The 18,733-nt window shown below is 73.8% G+C and carries 16 protein-coding genes; 6 read left to right on the forward strand and 10 right to left on the reverse strand.

All coding sequences use genetic code 11. The annotated features are described in order from the left end of the window. Position 1 precedes the first annotated feature (1 nt). Both ABD345_RS26670 and ABD345_RS26675 read right to left on the reverse strand, forming a co-directional pair. On the reverse strand, positions 2 to 847 hold the full coding sequence (locus tag ABD345_RS26670) for an ACP S-malonyltransferase (protein WP_344555398.1): 846 nt from the start codon (positions 845 to 847) through the stop codon (positions 2 to 4). Between the two features lie 69 nt (positions 848 to 916). Beyond that, positions 917 to 2,014 carry a hypothetical protein gene (locus ABD345_RS26675; RefSeq protein WP_344555400.1) on the reverse strand — a complete coding sequence of 366 codons (1,098 nt, stop codon included), beginning with the start codon at positions 2,012 to 2,014 and terminating at the stop codon, positions 917 to 919. A gap of 351 nt (positions 2,015 to 2,365) precedes the next feature. Here ABD345_RS26675 and ABD345_RS26680 point away from each other — a divergent pair, with 351 nt between their 5' ends. Both ABD345_RS26680 and ABD345_RS26685 read left to right on the forward strand, forming a co-directional pair. Next, entirely contained in the window at positions 2,366 to 3,394 is a 1,029-nt protein-coding gene (locus tag ABD345_RS26680) for a hypothetical protein (protein ID WP_344555402.1), read from the forward strand. Between the two features lie 91 nt (positions 3,395 to 3,485). Further along, complete coding sequence (locus ABD345_RS26685) at positions 3,486 to 4,514, forward strand: LacI family DNA-binding transcriptional regulator (protein ID WP_344555404.1); 1,029 nt, start codon at positions 3,486 to 3,488, stop codon at positions 4,512 to 4,514. 29 nt (positions 4,515 to 4,543) lie between these two features. Here ABD345_RS26685 and ABD345_RS26690 read toward each other — a convergent pair whose 3' ends face one another. The 7 genes from ABD345_RS26690 to ABD345_RS26720 all read right to left on the reverse strand — a co-directional run bounded on the left by ABD345_RS26690 (position 4,544) and on the right by ABD345_RS26720 (position 13,721). After that, positions 4,544 to 5,536: a 2-hydroxyacid dehydrogenase gene (locus ABD345_RS26690; RefSeq protein WP_344555406.1), complete on the reverse strand. Its 993-nt coding sequence runs from the start codon at positions 5,534 to 5,536 to the stop codon at positions 4,544 to 4,546. A 132-nt stretch (positions 5,537 to 5,668) separates the two neighbouring features. Next, positions 5,669 to 6,694 carry a 6-phosphofructokinase gene (locus tag ABD345_RS26695; protein WP_344555408.1) on the reverse strand — a complete coding sequence of 342 codons (1,026 nt, stop codon included), beginning with the start codon at positions 6,692 to 6,694 and terminating at the stop codon, positions 5,669 to 5,671. A 314-nt stretch (positions 6,695 to 7,008) separates the two neighbouring features. Next, positions 7,009 to 7,734 carry a type 1 glutamine amidotransferase gene (locus ABD345_RS26700; protein WP_344555501.1) on the reverse strand — a complete coding sequence of 242 codons (726 nt, stop codon included), beginning with the start codon at positions 7,732 to 7,734 and terminating at the stop codon, positions 7,009 to 7,011. 278 nt (positions 7,735 to 8,012) lie between these two features. Continuing rightward, complete coding sequence (locus tag ABD345_RS26705; protein ID WP_344555410.1) at positions 8,013 to 9,269, reverse strand: MurT ligase domain-containing protein; 1,257 nt, start codon at positions 9,267 to 9,269, stop codon at positions 8,013 to 8,015. 363 nt (positions 9,270 to 9,632) lie between these two features. Next, the gene (locus ABD345_RS26710; RefSeq protein ID WP_425556876.1) at positions 9,633 to 10,994 is read right to left on the reverse strand and encodes a GNAT family N-acetyltransferase; all 1,362 of its coding nucleotides are present in this window, start codon (positions 10,992 to 10,994) and stop codon (positions 9,633 to 9,635) included. Positions 10,995 to 11,100: 106 nt separating this feature from the next. Continuing rightward, positions 11,101 to 12,540 (reverse strand): pyridoxal phosphate-dependent decarboxylase family protein, encoded by a 1,440-nt coding sequence (locus ABD345_RS26715; RefSeq protein WP_344555411.1) that lies wholly within the window; start codon positions 12,538 to 12,540, stop codon positions 11,101 to 11,103. Between the two features lie 65 nt (positions 12,541 to 12,605). Further along, the gene (locus tag ABD345_RS26720) at positions 12,606 to 13,721 is read right to left on the reverse strand and encodes a hypothetical protein (RefSeq protein WP_344555412.1); all 1,116 of its coding nucleotides are present in this window, start codon (positions 13,719 to 13,721) and stop codon (positions 12,606 to 12,608) included. A 270-nt stretch (positions 13,722 to 13,991) separates the two neighbouring features. On the opposite strand from ABD345_RS26720, the gene ABD345_RS26725 reads away from it, so the two are divergent. Both ABD345_RS26725 and glmS read left to right on the forward strand, forming a co-directional pair. Then, positions 13,992 to 14,297: a hypothetical protein gene (locus ABD345_RS26725; protein WP_344555414.1), complete on the forward strand. Its 306-nt coding sequence runs from the start codon at positions 13,992 to 13,994 to the stop codon at positions 14,295 to 14,297. Positions 14,298 to 14,340: 43 nt separating this feature from the next. Then, positions 14,341 to 16,182 (forward strand): glutamine--fructose-6-phosphate transaminase (isomerizing), encoded by a 1,842-nt coding sequence (gene glmS / locus ABD345_RS26730; RefSeq protein ID WP_344555416.1) that lies wholly within the window; start codon positions 14,341 to 14,343, stop codon positions 16,180 to 16,182. A 57-nt stretch (positions 16,183 to 16,239) separates the two neighbouring features. Here the strand turns inward: glmS and ABD345_RS26735 are convergent, their stop codons facing one another. After that, complete coding sequence (locus ABD345_RS26735) at positions 16,240 to 16,500, reverse strand: GlsB/YeaQ/YmgE family stress response membrane protein (RefSeq protein WP_344555418.1); 261 nt, start codon at positions 16,498 to 16,500, stop codon at positions 16,240 to 16,242. 218 nt (positions 16,501 to 16,718) lie between these two features. Here ABD345_RS26735 and ABD345_RS26740 point away from each other — a divergent pair, with 218 nt between their 5' ends. Next, complete coding sequence (locus ABD345_RS26740) at positions 16,719 to 17,096, forward strand: PRC-barrel domain-containing protein (RefSeq protein ID WP_344555420.1); 378 nt, start codon at positions 16,719 to 16,721, stop codon at positions 17,094 to 17,096. Positions 17,097 to 17,354: 258 nt separating this feature from the next. Beyond that, complete coding sequence (locus ABD345_RS26745) at positions 17,355 to 18,716, forward strand: SGNH/GDSL hydrolase family protein (RefSeq protein WP_425556877.1); 1,362 nt, start codon at positions 17,355 to 17,357, stop codon at positions 18,714 to 18,716. The last annotated feature ends 17 nt before the right edge of the window (positions 18,717 to 18,733 follow it).

Below are 18,733 nucleotides of genomic sequence, written 5' to 3' on the forward strand. Positions count from 1 at the left end.
GTCAGGCGATGGCGGGCAGCAGGGAGGTCAGCGTGGTGCCGTTGGCCTCGTCGAACCGGGTGACCCCGACGGCCCGCAGCGCGCGCACGGTGCGCACCCACTCCACCGGGGCGGTGATCTGCGCGGCCAGCAGCGCGGCGGCGCGGGCCGGGTCGAAGGGCGCCGCCGTGACGCCGGAGAACACCGGCACGGCCGGAGCCCGGAACTCCGCGCCCGCCAGGGCCGCCGTGAACGCCCGGGCCGCGGGCGCCATCAGCGGGGTGTGGAAGGGCCCGCTGACCGGCAGCGGGACCACCGCCCGGGCGCCCGCCCCCCGCAGCGCGGTGGCGGCCCCGGCCATCTCCTCCCGGTCGCCGGCGACGACGGTCTGCCGGTCGGAGTTCCGGTTGGCCACGTAGACGTTGCGCACCCGCGCCCGGCGCAGCACCGCCGCCACCTCGTCGGCGCCGATCCCCGCCACGGCCGCCATCGCCCCGCCGCGCACCGCGGCCATCGCCTCCGCCCGCGCCCGCACCAGGCGCAGGGCGTCCAGCAGGTCGAGGCAGCCGGCCGCGACCAGGGCGTTGTACTCGCCCAGGCTGTGGCCCGCGTAGTAGGCGACGGGCTCGGCCCCGTCGCCCTCCTGCGCCCGGCGCCGCCGGGCGTCGAGGGCGTTGACGAGGAGGACGGCGGGCTGCGCGTAGCGGGTGTCGCCCAGCCGTCCCTCCGGGTCGTGCAGGCACAGCTCCCGGACCGAGTAGCCGAGCACCGCGTCGGCCGCCTCGACCTCCTCCGGGAACAGGTCGAACAGTTCGGCGCCCATGCCGCGGCGTTGGACGCCCTGGCCGGGGAAAACGAGGCAGCGCACGGCGCGCCCTCCCTGAGTGTCGTGGTGTGAAGGTTCCGCGCCGCGCGGCGGCGCCCCGCCCGCGGGCGGTCAGAGCGAGGTGAAGCGCGCGGCCGAGCCGCTCTCGCGCAGCCGCGCGCGGGTCAGCGCGGCCGCGGAAGCGCCGGGGCCGAGGTCCAGGACCAGCTCCGGGTCCAGTTCCGCCATCGCGGCGTCGACGACCGCCGGCCAGTCGAAGGGGCGGCACATCTGCTGCTCGGCCACCTCGTACAGCACGTGGGGCGAGGAGCGCAGGTCGGCGGGCGTGCCGGTGCCGTAGACCGGCACGGTCAGCTCGTCGCCCTTGACGGGCTGCCAGTGGCGGTCGACGTCGCGGCCGATCAGCGGCATGGCGGGGGCCAGCACCGGGCTGTGGAAGGGCGCGGTGGCGCCCAGGTAGCTCCAGCGGGTGCCGGGCCGTTCGAACAGCCCGCCCTCGGCGAGCCGCAGCCGCATCAGCGCCTCGGCGCCGCCGGTGAGGACGTGGAAGGTGGGCGAGTTGACCAGGCCGATCCCGGCGCTCCCGCCCGGGCCGTCGCCGCTGCGCGAGATCGCCTCGTCGAGCGCCTCGCGCTGCGGGCCCACGACGGCGGCCATCGCCCCCGGCACGCCGGCCGCCGGCCCCAACTCGGCGTGCCGGCGCAGCAGTTCCGGATCCGGCTGCCGGGCCGCCGGAGCGACCTGGTGGCAGCGCAGCAGCGCCACGGTGACCTGGGCGACCGAGCGGCCCGCGGCCGCCGCGTACTCCCGGCGCCCTTCGACGGGCAGGGCCGCGAACATCGCCGCGTAGCTGCCCAGGCTGTGTCCGACCGCACCCACCGGTCGCAGTCCCCCCGCCCGGGCCAGCGGATTGCCGGGGCCGGGCTGCAGGACGCACAACTGGTAGAGGTGCAGCAGCACGCCCTCGGCCACCGAGCCGCCCGCGGCGGGCACCGGACGCTCGCCGGGGTCGGCCAGCCAGTCGCGCACCGGCAGCCCGCCGGGCAGGAAACGGGCGCACTCCTCGCGCCCCACGATCTCCAGCGCCGCCTCGACGCCGGCGAGGGCCGCGGCGAAGAAACGGGAATTGTGCTGCTGTCGGAACAGTTCGCGGAGCCTGCCCGTCAGCGGACCCCCGGGATCACCCAGCCCGCCGAAATGAAGTAACACCCGCACAGGTACGTCCTCACCGGTAGTAGGAGCGCGCCGCCCGGAGCGGCGCCCGCACCGCGGCCCGCCGGACGGCTGCGAATCCTGCCCGCGGCTGGTGGAAGTCCTGACCGGCCACTCGGGCAAGCAATATGCAACCGCCCGTGATTGCCGGTCAAAGCCCGATGAAACTTACATTCGGGCCCGTCCCGCCGGGCCGAGCGGTGTGCCCCCGGACGACTCGGGGCTCCTTGACGGTGTCCGCCCCTGAGGCCAAGATTCCCCACAGCCGCCTGTCTTCGTCCGCCATTGCCGTCGGGCGCTGAAACGGAGGACTGCCCCTGACCTGCACGTGTGAGGGAAGGAAAAACGGTGGCGCTCACCGACCGCGCGATCCGGATCCCGGACGCCGAACGGATCCGCAACCAGGATCCGAACAACCACCTGCATTGCCGGAAATCGCAACTCCTGGCCCACGTCGCGGCCAGGACCCCGTGGTCCGACCTCCTGATGTACCGGGCGCTGGGCTCGACCGCGGCCGTTTACCGCCACTGCCACCTGCGCGGAAAGGACCGCTGGGCGTTCGAGGCGCCCTATGTCACCGACGGCGATCTGCGCCTGCTCGGGTTCGAACTGCTCTCCGCCGGCACGGTGGACATCGACCGCTTCGAATCCGACCTGCCCGGGATCCTCGCCGTGGGACAACCGGTGTTCTTCTACGCGCCCCGGCACCATTTCCCGCACTGGGTGGAGTTCATGCAGCGGGTCGGCACCGTCCCCGAGGAGCGCCGGCTGCCGCACTCCTTCCTGGTGTGCGGGGCGGACGACACCGGGGTGGTGGTGCTCGACAACACCGCCGACGACCACGAGTACTTCCCGCTCGCGGTGGGCTGGGACGTGCTGCGCGAGGGGTACGCCCGGGAGCCGGAGCGCTGGTTCGTCGACTGCTCCACCGTGGTGCCCGGGACCGGGCCCGACCTGGACGGGTTCGAGTCCGCGTACCGCGCCTTCCTGGCCCGGTTCCGCGACGGCTTCCAGATCTACGACCTGATCGGCGAGAACCTGGCCGCCGAACGCGGCTCGGTCGACGCCGTGTACCGGGCGCCCGGCGTCAACAGCATCGCCCTGCTGGCCGGTTCGCGCACCCTGTTCCGCCGGTTCCTGGAGCTCACCCGGCACGGCGAACCGGTCCGGGCCGCGTACGCGGACGTCGCGCGGCTGGCCACCACGCTCTCGGAGCAGATCAACGCCTTCCACGCCGGGACGCCCACGCTGTCCGCGGACCGGATCCGCGCCGCCCTGGCCGAGTTGAGGACGCGCGAGCAGCGCGCGGCGGCGCTGCTCACCGACGAGGCGGCCCGGCTGCCGCGCATCCTGCCCACCGACCCCGACGGCCGCTGACCCCCGCCCGCGGGCGCGGGCCGACCGCCGTTCCCCGGCCGGACCGCGGTCCGACCGGCCGGGCCCGACCGGGCCCGGCACCCGCTACCCCGTGGAGGAGTCCGTGCCCTTACTCGCCGATGCCGTCGCCGACCGGCCCACCCTCGCCGACGTGGCCCTGCGCGCCGGAGTGTCGACCGCCACCGTGTCCCGGGTCCTCACCGGCTCGGCCCGGGTGAGCGAAGGCACCAACCGCCTGGTCCAGCAGGCCATCTCGGAACTCGGGTACGTGCGCCGCCGAGCGCCCTGGACGCACCGGCCGACCGGCGGATCGGTCGCCGCGATCGTCACCGAGTCCAGCGAGCGGTTCTTCTCCGACCCGTTCTTCGCCCGCCTGCTGCACGGCGCCTCGCGGGCCCTCGTCCCGGTCGGCTACCAACTGGCGTTCGTCGCGGTCCGCGACCGCAGCGAGTACGCGGCGGCGGCCCGCTTCGTGCGCCGCGGGGTCGACGGGGTGCTGCTGGTCTCCTCGCACGGCCCGGACCCGCTGATGCCCCTGCTGGACACGGCGGGCGTGCCCACCGTGCTGTGCGGCCGCCCGCTGGCCGAACACGGCGCGCCGTACGTGGACACCGACAACTACGGCGGCGCGCAGGCCGCCGTGCACCACCTGCTCGCGGCGGGCCGCCAGCGCCTCGGCACCATCGCGGGGCCGAGCGACATGGCCGCGAGCCAGGACCGGCTCAGGGGTTTCACCGAGACCCTGGCGGCCACCGGCCTGGAGCCCGTCGCCGAACTCGGGGACTTCTCCCTCGAATCCGGCGAACGCGCCATGACCAGGCTGCTCCGGCGCCGGCCCGACCTCGACGCGGTCTTCGTCGCCTCCGACCTGATGGCGGCCGGGGCCCTGCGCGCGCTGCGCCGGGCCGGGCGCCGGGTGCCCGACGACGTCGCGGTCATCGGCTTCGACGACGACCCGGTGGCCCAGCACACCCACCCCCCGCTCAGCACGGTCCGCCAGCCCGTGGAGGAGCAGGGGGCGACGATGGCCCGCCACGTGCTCGCGCTGATCGGGAACGGCACGGAACCGGGCCGCAGCACCCTGCTGCCCACCACCCTGGTCCGCCGCGAGTCGGCCTGAGCCGGCCCGGGCCGGCGGGCCGCCGCCGGTCAGCCGGCCGGGACGAGGGTGTTCTCGTTGGTGCGGCCGAGGGCGAAGTCGTCGATGTTGCGGGCGGTGGCGTCGATGATCTGGCCCACGGCGGTGCGGGTGAAGTACGCCTGGTGGGAGGTGACCAGGACCTGGGGGAAGCTGATCAGGCGGGCGAGGACGTCGTCGGTGATGCCCTGGGCGGAGCGGTCGGTGAAGAAGACGTCGGCCTCCTCCTCGTAGACGTCCAGGCCGACGCCGGCCAGCCGCCCGGCCCGCAGGGTCTCGACCAGGGCGCTGGCGTCGATCAGGCCGCCGCGGGAGGAGTTGACCAGGATCGCGTCGTCCTTCATCAGGGCGAGCGCGGCGCGGTCGATGACGTGGTGGGTGGAGTCGAGCAGCGGGACGTGCAGGGAGACCAGGTCGCTGTCGGCGAGCAGTTCGTCCTTGCCGACGTAGCGCATGCCCAGGGCCTCGCACTCGGGATTGGGGGCGACGTCCCAGCCGAGCAGGGTGGTGCCGAAGCCGGCGGCGATCCGGGCGAAGCACTCGCCGATCTTGCCGGTGCCGAGGACGCCGACGGTCAGGCCGTGGATGTCGCGGCCCATCAGGCCGTCGAGGCGGAAGTCGAACTCGCGGGAGCGGTTGACCGAGCGGATCAGCCGGCGGTTGACGGCGAGGGCCAGCGTCCAGGCGTGTTCGGCGACGGAGTAGGGCGAGTAGTAGGAGACCCGGGCCACGGTCAGCCCGAGCTTCGCGGCGGCGTTCAGGTCGATGTTGTTGAAGCCGGTGGAGCGCTGGGCGATCAGCTGGGTGCCGCCCTCGGCCAGGAGGGTGAGGACTTCCGAGTCCAGGGCGTCGTTGACGCTGCTGGAGACGACCGGGAAGCCGGCGGCGAGCGGGGCGGTGTCGGCGGTGAGGAAGACGTCCAGCATGCGCAGCTGGTGCCGCTCCATGGCGGCGTCGAGCAGCGGGCGCTCGTCGGACTGGACGCCGTACGCGAGGATCTCCATGCGGCGAGGCTATCGCCGGGCGCCGGACGGCGGGGGCATGACGCGCCCCCCGGGCGTGGTCCGGTCGCCACGGGGGGACGCCCGGGTCTTCGGTGCCTCGGGGGGCGGGGAGGTGCGCGGGGCGACCGGCCGTCAGATGACGGTCTCGGCCTCCCGGTAGCGCTCCGCCGGAACGGTCTTCAGCTCGGCCACGGCCTCGCCCAGCGGGACCAGCTTGATCTCGGTGCCCTGCAGGGCCGTGATGTGGCCGAAGGCGCCCTTGTGGGCGGCCTCCACCGCGTGCCAGCCGAAGCGGGTGGCCAGGACGCGGTCGTAGGCGGTCGGGGTGCCGCCGCGCTGGGTGTGGCCGAGGATGACCGGGCGGGCCTCCTTGCCGAGGCGGTGCTCCAGCTCGCGGGAGAGCTGGGTGGCGATGCCGGTGAACCGCTCGTGGCCGTACATGTCCTTGGTGCCCTCCTCCCACGGCATGGTGCCGGGCTCGGGCTTCGCGCCCTCGGCGCAGACCACGATCGCGAACTTCTTCTGCCGGTCGAAGCGCTCGCGCACGACCTCGGTCAGCTTGTCGATGTGGAACGGGCGCTCCGGCACGATGATGGCGTGCGCACCGGCCGCCATGCCCGCGTTCAGCGCGATCCAGCCGGTGTGCCGGCCCATCACCTCGACGACCATGACCCGCTGGTGCGACTCGGCGGTCGTCTTCAGCCGGTCCAGCGCCTCGGTGGCCACCGAGACGGCGGTGTCGAAGCCGAAGGTGACGTCGGTGCAGGCGATGTCGTTGTCGATGGTCTTCGGCACGCCGACGACCGGCAGGCCCGCGTCGCTCATCAGCTTCGCGGCCTTCAGGGTGCCCTCGCCGCCGATCGGGATCACCGCGTCGATGCCCAGGTCCGCACAGTGCTGCTTGGCGCGCTCCACGCCGTCCCGCAGGTGGCTGGGCTGCACCCGGGAGGAACCCAGGATCGTGCCGCCCTGGGCGAGGATCCCGCTCACCGAGTCGAGCGTCAGCGGACGGTGCACGCCCTCCAGAAGACCGCGCCAGCCGTCCTCGAAGCCGATGATCTCGTCGCCGTGGTCGACCACCCCCCGGTGGACCACGGAACGGATGACGGCGTTCAGGCCGGGGCAGTCACCGCCGCTGGTCAGGACACCAATACGCATTGCTTTGCCAACTCCCGAGCAGGATCGGACGGCCGGACTGGTGGGTGGGAATCGGACGAAACGCCCGAAACTGACCTGCTGCACAGCATACGGTTCCTGCGTCCGGCCGAGCCGAAACCGACGCGGGGGCGGCTTCCTCGACGCACCACGCGTAACTGCGACCCGACCGCCGAGGAGGGTGTTGCGCCCGGGCTCTCCTATTCTCCTACGAACTCGCCCCGCGACGGGAAGGCTGACCACATGGCGGTCAGCCGTCCACCGTCGTGACCTCGGATGACGTGCGGATGAACGCGAGCCGAGGCGGTGCGGGCCCGCTACGCGGGACGGGCCGCGGCGATCCGCTCCGCCCGCAGCGCGTCGTACCAGGTGGTGTCGGCCGGCGGCAGCGCGTTCACGTCCAGCGCCAGCTTGATCAGCAGGTCGGCGACGGCGGGGTTGCGGGCCATCACCGGGCCGTGCAGGTAGGTGCCGAACACGGTCTCGCGCCAGGCGCCCTCGGTGCCGTCGCCGGTGCCGTTGCCCCGGCCGACCTGCACGGTGGCGAACGGGCTGACGCCCTCGCCGAGGTGGGTGACGCCCTGGTGGTTCTCGAAGCCGGTCAGCTGCGGCAGGTTCAGCTGCGGGTTCACGTCCGCCAGCACGTCGCCGACGCAGCGCGCGCCCTCGCCGCGGACGGTCCACACGTCCAGCAGGCCCAGGCCCGGCTCGCGCTCGCCCAGGTCGTTGATGAACTCGTGGCCGAGGATCTGGAAGCCCGCGCAGACCGAGAAGATGATCGCGCCGTTCTCGGCCGCCCGGACCAGCCCGCCGTCGTTGCGCAGCCGCTCCGCCGCGAGGCGCTGCGGACGGTCCTCGCCGCCGCCGATCAGGTAGATGTCACCGCTGGTCGGCACCGACTGGTCCGAGCGCACGTCGATCCGCTGCACCCCGAGGCCGCGCTGCCGCGCCCGCCGCTCCACCACCAGCGCGTTGCCGCGGTCGCCGTACGTCGACAGCAGGTCCGGGTAGACCCAGACCACCCGCAGGCTGCTCTCGCTCATCCTCGAAGACCTCCCGAACTGCTGCTGGGGCGCGGGCTGCTGCGGAGCGTCCCCGCCGTACTGCTGCTGGTGCTGCTGCGGGTCGCCGTACGCCTGCTGCTGGTGCTGCTGGTGCGGCTGCTCGTACTGGCCGTACTGCTGCTGCTGCCCGTACTGCTGCTGGTGCTGCGGGTCGCCGTACTGCTGCTGGTCGTACTGCTGCCCGGGGTAGGGCTGCTGCTGTCCGTAGCCGCCCTGGTCGCCGAACTGCGGCTGCTGCCCGTAGTACTGGTCGCTCATCAGGCCACCACGGCCTTGCGCAGCTGCTGGAAGGCGGTGTAGTTGGCGATGGCCTCGATCCGGCCCGCCGGGGCTGCGTCCACCGCCTGGGCGAGCGAGTCGACCACCTGGAACTGCAGGTTGGCGACCTCCAGGCGGACCGCGAGGTCCAGCTTGCGCTGGCCCATCACGAAGATCGGGTGCCCGGACAGTCGCTCGTAGTCGACGTCCCACAGCCAGGAGGTGTCGGTGCCGTCGGCGTCCATCGCGTTCACCGACAGGACCACCGGCGCGGGCGGGCCGTCGATCAGCGAGAAGGTCTCCAGCCAGCCGGCCGGGTTCTTCGCCAGCAGCAGCCGGACGTCCCGGCCGCGGTACTGCACCACGTCGTAGCGGCCCGCCACCGCGGCCACCGACTGCATCCGCTGCAGCGCGACCTGCGGGGCCACCCCGAAGACCGCCGCGACGGCGGCCGAGCTGGTGGCGTTCGCCAGGTTGGCGCGGCCCGGCAGCTGGAGCTGGATCGGCCAGGCCCCGCGGTGCGGGTCGATCACGTGGGTGCCCTGGAGCGCCCAGTGCGGGTTCGGACGGCGGAAGCCGCACTCGCCGCAGAACCAGTCGTCACCGGGACGCTGCATCACGCCGCCGCAGGCCGGGCACGACCAGGCGTCCTCCTTCCACGCCTGCCCGGCGGCCACCCAGACCACCTTCTTGCAGGACGAGGCGGCCCAGGTCACCAGCGGGTCGTCCGCGTTGGCGATGATCACCGCGTCGGTGTCCTTGAGGCCCTCGCGCCACTTCTCGGCCATCATCCGGGTCTCCGCCGCGCGGTCCAGCTGGTCGCGGGAGAGGTTCAGCAGCGCTATGGCCTTCGGCCGGGTGTCCCGGGCGACCATCGGCAGGTACTTCTCGTCCACCTCGATCACGCCGAAGCGGGCGCTGGTGCTGTTGGCCAGCGCGCCCGTGATGCCGGCCGGCATGTTCGCGCCCAGCGCGTTGGAGACCACCGGGCCCGCCGCCCGCAGCGCCTCGGCGATCAGCCGGGTGGTGGTGGTCTTGCCGTTGGTGGCGCTGACCAGGACCACGTCCAGGTGCTCGGTGAGGGTCGCCAGCAGGTCCGGGTCGAGCTTGAGCGCGACCTTGCCGCCGATCACCGAGCCGCTGCCTCGGCCCGCCTTCTGGGACAGCGCGGCGGCCATCTTGCCCGCCGTCACGGCGATCTTCGCGCGGGCGGGCAGCGAGGCGTCGCGCGGGGCTTCCGAATCGGTGCCTGGCATGCTCAGGGGTTCCTCCTTGCTGCGGCACCGCCCTGGCCGTTCGACGACCCACGGGCGGCGGGGACGGGGCCAGCCTACCGACTCCCGCCCGCACACTTGAGCAGGGGCGACAACCTGCTGCGCGAGCTCAGCCCTTCGGCAGAGGAGGAGCACCGACAGGGGCTCGGGGAACGGCGAGCCCCGGTCTGCTGACGGTTCACTGCCGGAGCGCCCATCGGCTTCGGGTTCCTGTCACTGCACGCAGCAGCACGAACCTCCGATGGGCTCCGACCGTCAGCAGCACGGACTCGCCGTTCCCCGAGCCCCTGACGGGGCCGATGCGCAGCACGGACTCGCCGTTCCCCGAGCCCCTGAGGCGGCTCCCTAGCGGGTCGGCCAGGGGGCCGGGAGCTTCTCGGTGGCTTCGGCCAGGTGGGCGGTGATGACCAGGGTGCCGTCCTCGACCTGGTAGTCGAGGGGGGCGGAGAGGCGCCGCATGGTGGAGATCAGGCCGGTGTTGGCGGAGGTGGTGACGGCGTAGACGGTGCGCACGCCGGCCTCCAGGGCGAGGGCGGCCATCCGGCGGACCAGGTCGACGCCCAGGCCGCGGCGCTGCCAGGCGTCCTCGACCAGCAGGGCGATCTCGGCGCCCTCGTCGTCCCACATCAGGTGGGCGAGGGCGACCAGGCGGCCGTCGGCGGTCTCGACGGCGAGGGTCTGGCCGTGCCGGGGGTCGAGCAGGTGGTCGAGGTAGCGGTCGGCGTCCTTGACCGGGCCGTGGTAGCGGCGGCGCAGCGACTCCGCGGAGCAGCGGGCGTGCATGGCGAGGGCGGCGGGCTTGTCCTCGGGGGTGGCGCGGCGGACGGTGAGCTCGTCGTCCGGGTGGTCGATCCGGGCGGCGACGGCCGGGACGCGCGGGCCGAGGACGGTGTCGAGCTCGACCAGCGCGCGGGCGCGGGCGAACTCGGTCGGGGTGAAGGGCAGGTGGGGCCGGGAGAGTTCGAGCAGGTCGCCGCCCGGGAGGGGCAGTCGCATCAGGTGTCCTTCCAGGCCGGCCGGGGTGCTGTCGCCGCGGCCGGGGTACTGCCGGATGGTCGCGCGTCCGAACAACTGGCGCAGGGCGACCGGGAGTTCGGCGGCGTCGAGGGCGGTGCGGGTGGCCAGGGCGAGGACCTGGCGGGGGACGTCGACGAGTTCGTGGGCGTCGGCCCGGTCGGTCCAGATGTCCCAGCCGCCGCCGGCCGCGACGGCGGCGGCGAGGTCGGTGCGGGGGAGCGCCCCGGGGGCGCGGACGATGAACTCGTCGACGGTGCAGTCGGGCAGCGGGTGGGCCTGCATGGAGACGATGTTGACCCGCAGCTCGGCCAGTGCCGTGCACACCCGGGCCAGGCTGCCGGGGGCGTCGGAGACGCTGGTGCGCAGCCGCCACAGGACGGTCGGCTCCTCGGGGGCGCTCACCGCAGGCCCGCCCGGCGGTGCGGCCGGTTCGCCGGGCGGCCCGTGCTGGTGCCGGTGGGCGAGCCAGCCGCGGAACAGCGCGGTGGCGAGCATGGCCGCGGCGGAGGCGACCAGCAGCACCGGTCCGTCGTGGCCGTGCACGACGACGTTGGCGACCAGGTCGGCGGCCGCGACGGCGGCGAAGACCGCCGCGAGCTCGACCGTCTCCTTGCGCCAGCGGTGCCCCCGGCTCCGCCGGTCCTGCCGCTCGTCGGTGACTCTGCTGTGGGTGTACGCCATGTTGTCCATGCCTGCATGGTGGCGCTCCGCTGTTTCGCGATCACGAATCCCCCGTGACCTGACGGTAAATGTCTCCGCGGGCCCCCGTCGGATCGGCGCTGATCCGCTCCCGCGATCAGTTGGACGTACGGCACCGGTCCAGGAGTTCCGTGCCGGCGGACTTCACCTCGGCCAGCAGCAGCCGCAGGTCGGCCTCGGTGGTGGTGGCGTTCAGCAGGCAGGCCCGGAGCATCTCGCGGCCCCGGTACACGGCGCCGGTGACGAAGACCTCGCCGCGCTGCTGGACGGCCACCGGGAGCAGCGAGTTGAGCCGCTGGAGCCCGGCCTCGTCCAGGCCGGCCGGGCGGTGCCGGAAGGCGACGATGGAGGTCTCGACCGGTGCGACCAGCTCCAACTCCGGGTCCTGCTCGATCCATTCGCCCAGCTGCCGGGCCTGCTCGGTGCAGTGCGCGATGTCCCGGGCGACGCCGGAGCGGCCGCGGTGGGCGATGGACGCCCAGACCTTCAGCGAGCGGAACGGGCGGGTCTGCTCGGTGCCGTACTCGGAGAACCAGCCGAGGTCGCCGGCCGCGTCGTCGCGCAGGTAGGAGGGGACCAGGCTGAAGGTGCCGCGCAGCTCCTCGGCGTCGCGGACCAGGGCGCAGCCGCAGTCGACCGGCACGCCCAGCCACTTGTGCGGGTCGAGGGCGAGCGAGTCGGCCCGCTCCATGCCCGCGTAGCGGTGCGCGATCGCCGGGTCGAGGACGCCGAAGGCGCCGTACGCGCCGTCGACGTGGAACCACAGGCCCTCGCGCTCGGCCAGGTCGGCGATCGGTCCGAACGGGTCGACGGCGCCGGTGCCGACGGTGCCCGCGGAGGCGACCACCAGGAAGGGGAGCCGGCCGGCCGCCCGGTCCTCGGCGATCGCGGCCTCCAGCGCGTCCAGGACGAGGTGGCCGTCGGCGTCGGAGGCGACGGTGCGCAGGTGCTTGGAGCCGAGGCCGAGCAGTTCGGCGGCCTTGCGCACGCAGCTGTGCGCCTCGCCGGTGACGTAGCCGACCAGCGGGGGCATCCCGGCCAGGCCGTCCTCGCGGACGTCCCACCCGGCCCGGCGGGCGGCGCGGCCGCGGGCGGCGGCCAGGCAGACGATGGTGGCCATCGAGGTGCCGGAGGTGAGGACGCCGCCGCCGGGCGGGTGCGGGAAGCCGACCAGTTCGGCGATCCAGCGCACCACGGCGCGCTCCAGGTGGACGTCGGCGTGGTCGCCGCCGGCCGAGCTGGGGTTCATCGCGCTGGCGGCCAGGGTGGCGAGCACCCCGGCGGGCTGCGGGGCGGAGTTCACCCAGCCGAAGAAGCGCGGGCTCCCGTTGCCCATCGGGTGCGGCATGATCCGCTGCTCGACGGCCTTCAGCAGCTCCTCCAGCGGGGCGCCGTCCTCGGGCAGCGGGAGGTCGAGCAGGGCGGCCCGCTCCGCCGGGTCCATCGGCTGCCACACCGGGCGGTCGGGCACCGCTTCGAGGTAGTCGGCCACCAGGTCTGCGGCCGTCCGTGCGGCCCCGCGGAAGTCGTCGTTCACAGGGGCATCGTATGCGCAGGTGGGCCCGGTCCGACCGGGCCCACCTGGGGGAACGCAGCCGGGGGTCAGTCCAGGGTGCCGGACAGGCCGCCCGCCGAGCGGCAGTACCCCTGGATCTGCTGGTCGGTGATCTGGGCGCACAGGCGCCCGGCGGCGCCCGCGCTGGTGTCGTTGACGGTGTAGTAGCTGACCAGGCCCTGGGTGCAGGCCTGGCGCTGCCAGGTGTCCTTGGGGGTGGCGCACTGCTGGGCGGCCCAGTCCGGGCGGTCCAGGTTGTACTTCATGATGCGCGAGCCGGCGCCGCGCGAGCAGTCCTGGGCGCCGCCGCTGGCCTGCGCGTTCAGGCACCACTGGAGGGCCTGCGGGAACGCCTCGGGGTGGTTGGCGTAGTCGTGCGAGGAGAGGAAGAAGGTCGGCGCGTAGAAGAAGCAGGCCGACTGGTAGAGCGCGGGCTGCTCGGGGCACGGGTAGAGCGGTTCGGCGGCGAGCTTGTCGGCGGGGAGGTTGGCCTTGGCCTTCTCGTCCTCCTCGTCGGGCGCGAACAGCTGCATGAAGACGCCCTCGGAGCAGGTGATCCGGCGGCTCTGGCTGGGGAACTTGTCGCACAGCGCGCGGGCGGCCGGGATGTCCTGCTTGGTGACGAACATGATGCCGTGGCCGACGCCGTGGATGCACGGGCCGGTGTTGGCCGGCGCGCACAGGGTCAGGATGTCGCTCTGCGGGTCCTTGGAGTTGGCGAGCATCTCCTCGACCGCGCCGTGCAGGTAGCCCGCCGCGCAGGTCTCGTGCGGGAAGGAGATCACCTTCTGGAAGTCCTGGTGGTAGCGCTGCACCGCGGCGTGCCCGAGCTCGTGCGCGATCGGGTGGCAGAACCGCACCGTGTACGGCTTGTCCTTGGAGATCTTGTCGAGGTCGGCGAGGGCGACGCCGGGGTCGGTGGCGTCCATCTCGGCCATCAGCTTGTTGCGCAGCGTCGAGCGGGTCCACACCGCCGGGTCGCCGGTGGGGGAGGGGGAGGGGGACGCGGGGGTGTCGGGCACGGCGCCGGGGCGCTGGCCGCCCGCGTCGGCGGTGGCTGCGGCGGTGGCGGACTTCGGTGTCCAGTCGGTCACCAAGACCGACCCGAGGCCGAGCGCGGCCAGCAGGACGGCGGTGACGACGGCGAACACGCGCGGTTGCATGACGGACGTTCCCCCTGTGATCGACACGGACAGTACGCGGCCCATCCTGCGGGGTGACCGCCGGAAACCCGGCCAGGGACACCGCCGACGGGGTCAGATGCCCGCCACGATCACCCGAACACCGTCCGCCCACCGTCCTCCAACGACGGCCCCACATCATAGGTGGCGCTCAGGCCCGCCCGTGCCCCGCCGGGGCGCGCCGCCGGGCGGCCCCCCGTCCGGCCGCCACCGCTGGCAGTCCTGCCCGAATTCGGGCAGGATCTTTGGCAAATGCACCCTTCACGCCTAGGCTCCCCGATCGTGCCTGCCTCACCGCACCCTCATGACGACCTGCTCGCCCACCTCGCCAGGACCACCCCACTGGCCCCGGGGGAGGCCGCGCGGGTCGTCGCGGAAGTGCTGGCGTACTTCGCGGAGAGCACCGAGGAGTACGTCCGCCGCCGCCACGGTGAGCTGCAGGCCCGGGGGCTGACCAACGAGCAGATCTTCACCCGCCTCGGCGGGGAGCTGGCCGCCCGCCGGGTGGCCGCCCCGCAGCTGTCGGTGCGTCAACTGCGGCGGATGGTCTACGGCTGACCCGGCCCCCGGACCACCCACGACTGACAGAGGAGCCCACGTCATGTGCGGAATCGTGGCCTACATCGGCCCCAAGGACGCCTCGCCCTTCCTGCTGGAGGGGCTGCAGCGACTGGAGTACCGCGGGTACGACTCGGCGGGCGTCGCGGTGGTCGCGCCCGCCACCAAGTCCGCCCCCGCCAAGCTGCGGGTCTGCAAGGCCAAGGGCCGGGTCGCCGACCTGGCCGCCGCGCTGCCCGCCCGCTTCAAGGGCACCGCCGGCATCGGCCACACCCGCTGGGCCACCCACGGCGTCCCCTCCGACGCCAACGCCCACCCGCACACCGACAACGAGGGCCGGATCGCCGTCGTCCACAACGGCATCGTCGAGAACGCCGACGAACTGCGCGCCAAGCTCGCCGCCGACGGCGCCGTGTTCCGCTCCGAGACCGACACCGAGGTGCTCGCCCACCTGATCGCCGCGCACCGCGCCGACGGCGGCGGGCTGGAGGAGGCGGTGCGGGCCGCGCTCAAGCTGGTGGTCGGCACCTACGGCATCGCGGTGCTGGACGCCGAGCAGCCCGACCGGATCGTGGTCGCCCGCAACGGCAGCCCGATCGTGCTCGGCATCGGCGAGAAGGAGATGTTCGCCGCCTCCGACGTCTCCGCCCTGGTCCGCTACACCCGGCAGGTCGTCCACCTGGAGGACGGCGAGCTCGCCACCGTCCGCGCCGACGGCTTCCGCACCTTCACCGAGGACGCCCGCACCGTCACCCGCAAGCCCTCCACCGTCGACTGGGAGGTCGGCTCCTACGACACCGGCGGCTACGCGCACTTCCTGCTCAAGGAGATCCACGAGCAGCCCGGCGCCGTCGAGCGCACCCTCTCCGGGCGACTGAACGAGCGCTTCGCCACCGCGCACCTCGGCGGCCTCAACCTGGACGCCCGGGAGTTGCGCGAGATCCGCCGGGTGAAGATCCTCGGCTGCGGATCCGCCTACTACGCGGGCGAGATGGGCGCCCAGCTGATCGAGGAACTGGCCCGGATCCCGGCCCACTCCGAGCCCGCCTCCGAGTTCCGCTACCGCAACCCCGTCATCGAGGCCGACACCCTGTACGTCGCGGTCAGCCAGTCCGGCGAGACCTACGACACGCTGGCCGCCGTCCAGGAGGTCAAGCGCAAGGGCGGCCGCGTCCTCGGCGTGGTCAACACCGTCGGCTCGGCGATCGCCCGCGAGTGCGACGGCGGCCTCTACCTGCACGCCGGCCCGGAGATCTCGGTCGCCTCCACCAAGGCGTTCACCTCCACCGTGGTCGCCTTCGCGCTGCTCGCCCTGCACTTCGGCCGGATCCACGACCTCTCGCCCGCCGACGGACGCCGCATCGTCGCCGGTCTCAAGGCGCTGCCCGACCAGATCCGGAAGGTGCTGGAGCAGCAGCAGGAGATCGAGGCGCTGGCCGCCGAGTACGCCCACAGCCGGGGCATGATGTTCATCGGCCGGGTCCGCGGCTACCCGGTGGCCCGGGAGGGCGCGCAGAAGCTCAAGGAGATCTCCTACGTCCACGCCGAGGCGTACCCCGCCAGCGAGTTGAAGCACGGGCCGCTCGCGCTGATCTCCCCCGAACTGCCGACCGTCGCGCTGGTGCCCGACGACGAACTGCTCGACAAGAACCTCACCGCGCTCGGCGAGATCAAGGCCCGCGAGGGCCGGGTGCTGGCCGTCGCCCACCGCCCGGTGGAGGCCAAGCTCGCCGACCACTGCCTGGTCGTCCCGAAGAGCGAGCCCGAACTCGACCCGCTGCTGCTCAACATCCCGCTCCAACTCCTCGCCTACCACGCCGCGGTGGCCCTCGGCCGGGACGTCGACAAGCCGCGCAACCTGGCCAAGAGCGTCACCGTGGAGTAGCCGCGCGGAAGGCCCGGACCGCGCGCCGAGGCGCGGTCCGGGCCGGTGGGGTGCGGGTCAGACCCGGGAACGGGACCAGAACGGGGTGACCAGCAGGATCAGGACGGCGGCGGCGCCGATCTGGAAGAAGTGCCGGATCCAGTCGATGCCGTCGGTGTCGGCGACGCCGAACGCGCTCGCCAGGAAGTTGCCGATGATGCCGCCGACGATGCCCAGCAGGATGGTCAGCCATAGCGGGATCGGCTGACGGCCGGGGATGACCAGCTTCGCCAGCAGGCCGATGATCAGACCGGCGATGATCGCCCACAGGATCGACACGGGTTCCTCCTCGTCTCGCGGATGTCGCGGCCCCGGTGGCGCCGCACCACCCGCCTGCCCGGCGAACCGCCGGTAATGCCTGTCAGTTCCCTGAACGCCGCGCCGGACGCCGCGCCCGGCCCGCCCGGCATGGATCCCCGCCCCCCGGGCAACCGCCCCGGGCGGCCGGGGGCGGAACGTCCGCCCCGCCGGGGCCGCCCGAGCGGAAGGAACAGCGCATGAGCGAGCAGCGGCGCGACGTCGACGTCTGGACCTACCGGGACGCGTCCGGGCACCGGGTGGGCGTCGACCTGGTCGGGTTCCACGTGGAGGCCGAGGACGGGGCGATCGGCAAGGTGGACCGGATGGCCGAGGACTTCGGCCCGCAGTACCTGGTGGTCGACACCGCGCCCTGGATCTTCCACCACCGCGTCCTGCTCCCGGCCGTGACGGTCCGCGAGGTCGACCTGGAACGGCGCGCCGTCCGGGTCGACCGCACCAAGGAGGAGATCGGGGCCGCCCCGCCGCTGGTCGCGGCCGAACGGCACACCGACCTCGACCTGCGGGCCGAACTCGCCCTCTACTACGCCCCGTTCTACGGCAACCGACTGCCCTGAGCGGCCCGCTCCGGCCCGGGCCCGGCGGAGCCTGGTGGCCGTCGGGTCCGTCGGCTCCGTTTTCGAAAGATTCGAGAGTTTTTCCGAACGGACGGGGTCCGATCCCGTCCGAACTCGGTTACGCTACCGCCCGTCCGCAATGCAAACCCATGCCCGGCAGGGTTCGAAACTTTTCGATCCGGCCTCGTGGAACGCACGCCGCCCGGCTGGTACGGGGGCACCACGGCCGTGCCGGGCAGGACCGGGAGAGGGCCGTACGTGAAGACAACCGCACTGCGCCGCTGGACGACGAGCACGGTGGCCGTCGCCGCCACCGTGACCCTCACCGTGACGGCCGCCGCGTTCGGCGGGTCCCTGGCCGACCGCGCCGGAGCGGCGGCGCCCGCCGACGCGCGCCCCGCCGCCGCGGCGGACGCGGCGGGCCACGGGCACGAGCACTGGGTCGACACCTGGACCTCCATGCCGCAGCTGACCGAGCCGGGCAACATGCCGCCGGCCCCGTACACGCAGGACGGCGCCGTGTTCGCCGACACCACGCTGCGGCAGACCGTGCACGTCACGCTCGGCGGCCCCTCCCTGCGGCTGCACCTCTCCAACGCGTTCGGCGGCGCCGCCCTGCCGGTGACGGCCGTGTCCGTGGCTCGCCCGGTCGACGGCCGGTCGGGTGCGCGGGCGATCGTGCCCGGCAGCTCGCGACCGGTGACGTTCGGCGGACGGCCCGGGGTCACCGTGCCGGTCGGCGCGCAGATGGTCACCGACCCGCTGGACTTCCCCGTCGCCGCGGGCGAGACCCTCACCGTCACGGTCTACCTGGCCGCCGGCCAGCAGTCGACGAGCATCACCTCGCACCCCGGCTCGCGCACCACCTCGTACATGCTGCGCGGCGACCACCTCGACGACGCCGACCTGGACGGCGCGGCCCAGGTCAACCACTGGTACTTCCTGAGCGCCGTCGAGGTGCGGGCCGCGGCCGCCGACCGGGCGACCGTCGTCCTGGGCGACTCGCTCGCGGACGGCCGCGGCTCCACCGACAACGGCGACGACCGCTGGCCCGACCGGCTCCGGGCCCGGCTGGCCCAGCACGCCGACACCGCGGGCACCGCGGTGCTCAACCAGGCCGCGGGCGGCAACCGCGTCCTCAACGACGGGCTGGGCCCCAACGCCCTGTCCCGCCTGGACCGCGACGTGTTCGCGCAGCCCGGCGCCGGCTCGCTCGTCGTCTCCGAGGGCGTCAACGACATCGGCACCGCCGACGCCACCCCGGCGGCCCAGCAGGCCGTCACCGCGGACCTGATCAACGCGTACCGGCAGATCGTGCTCCGCGCCCACGCGCAGGGCCTCCCGGTCTACGGCGCCACCCTCACCCCCTTCGGCGGCAACCAGTACGACGACGCCGCGGGGCTGCGCGAGGCGTCGCGGCAGGCGGTCAACGACTGGATCCGCACCAGCGGGGAGTTCGACGCGGTGCTCGACTTCGACCGCGCCGCCCGCGACCCGCAGGCCCCCCGCCGGCTCCGCCCCGACCTGGACGTCGGCGACCACCTGCACTTCAACCCGGCCGGCTACCAGGCCCTCGCCGACTCCGTCCCGCTCCGCCTCTTCGGCCCCGGGGCCCGCTGACCCGTCGGCCGGGCACC

The sequence above is a fragment of the Kitasatospora saccharophila genome (assembly GCF_039529925.1).
GTDB classification, from domain to species: Bacteria; Actinomycetota; Actinomycetes; order Streptomycetales; family Streptomycetaceae; genus Kitasatospora; species Kitasatospora saccharophila.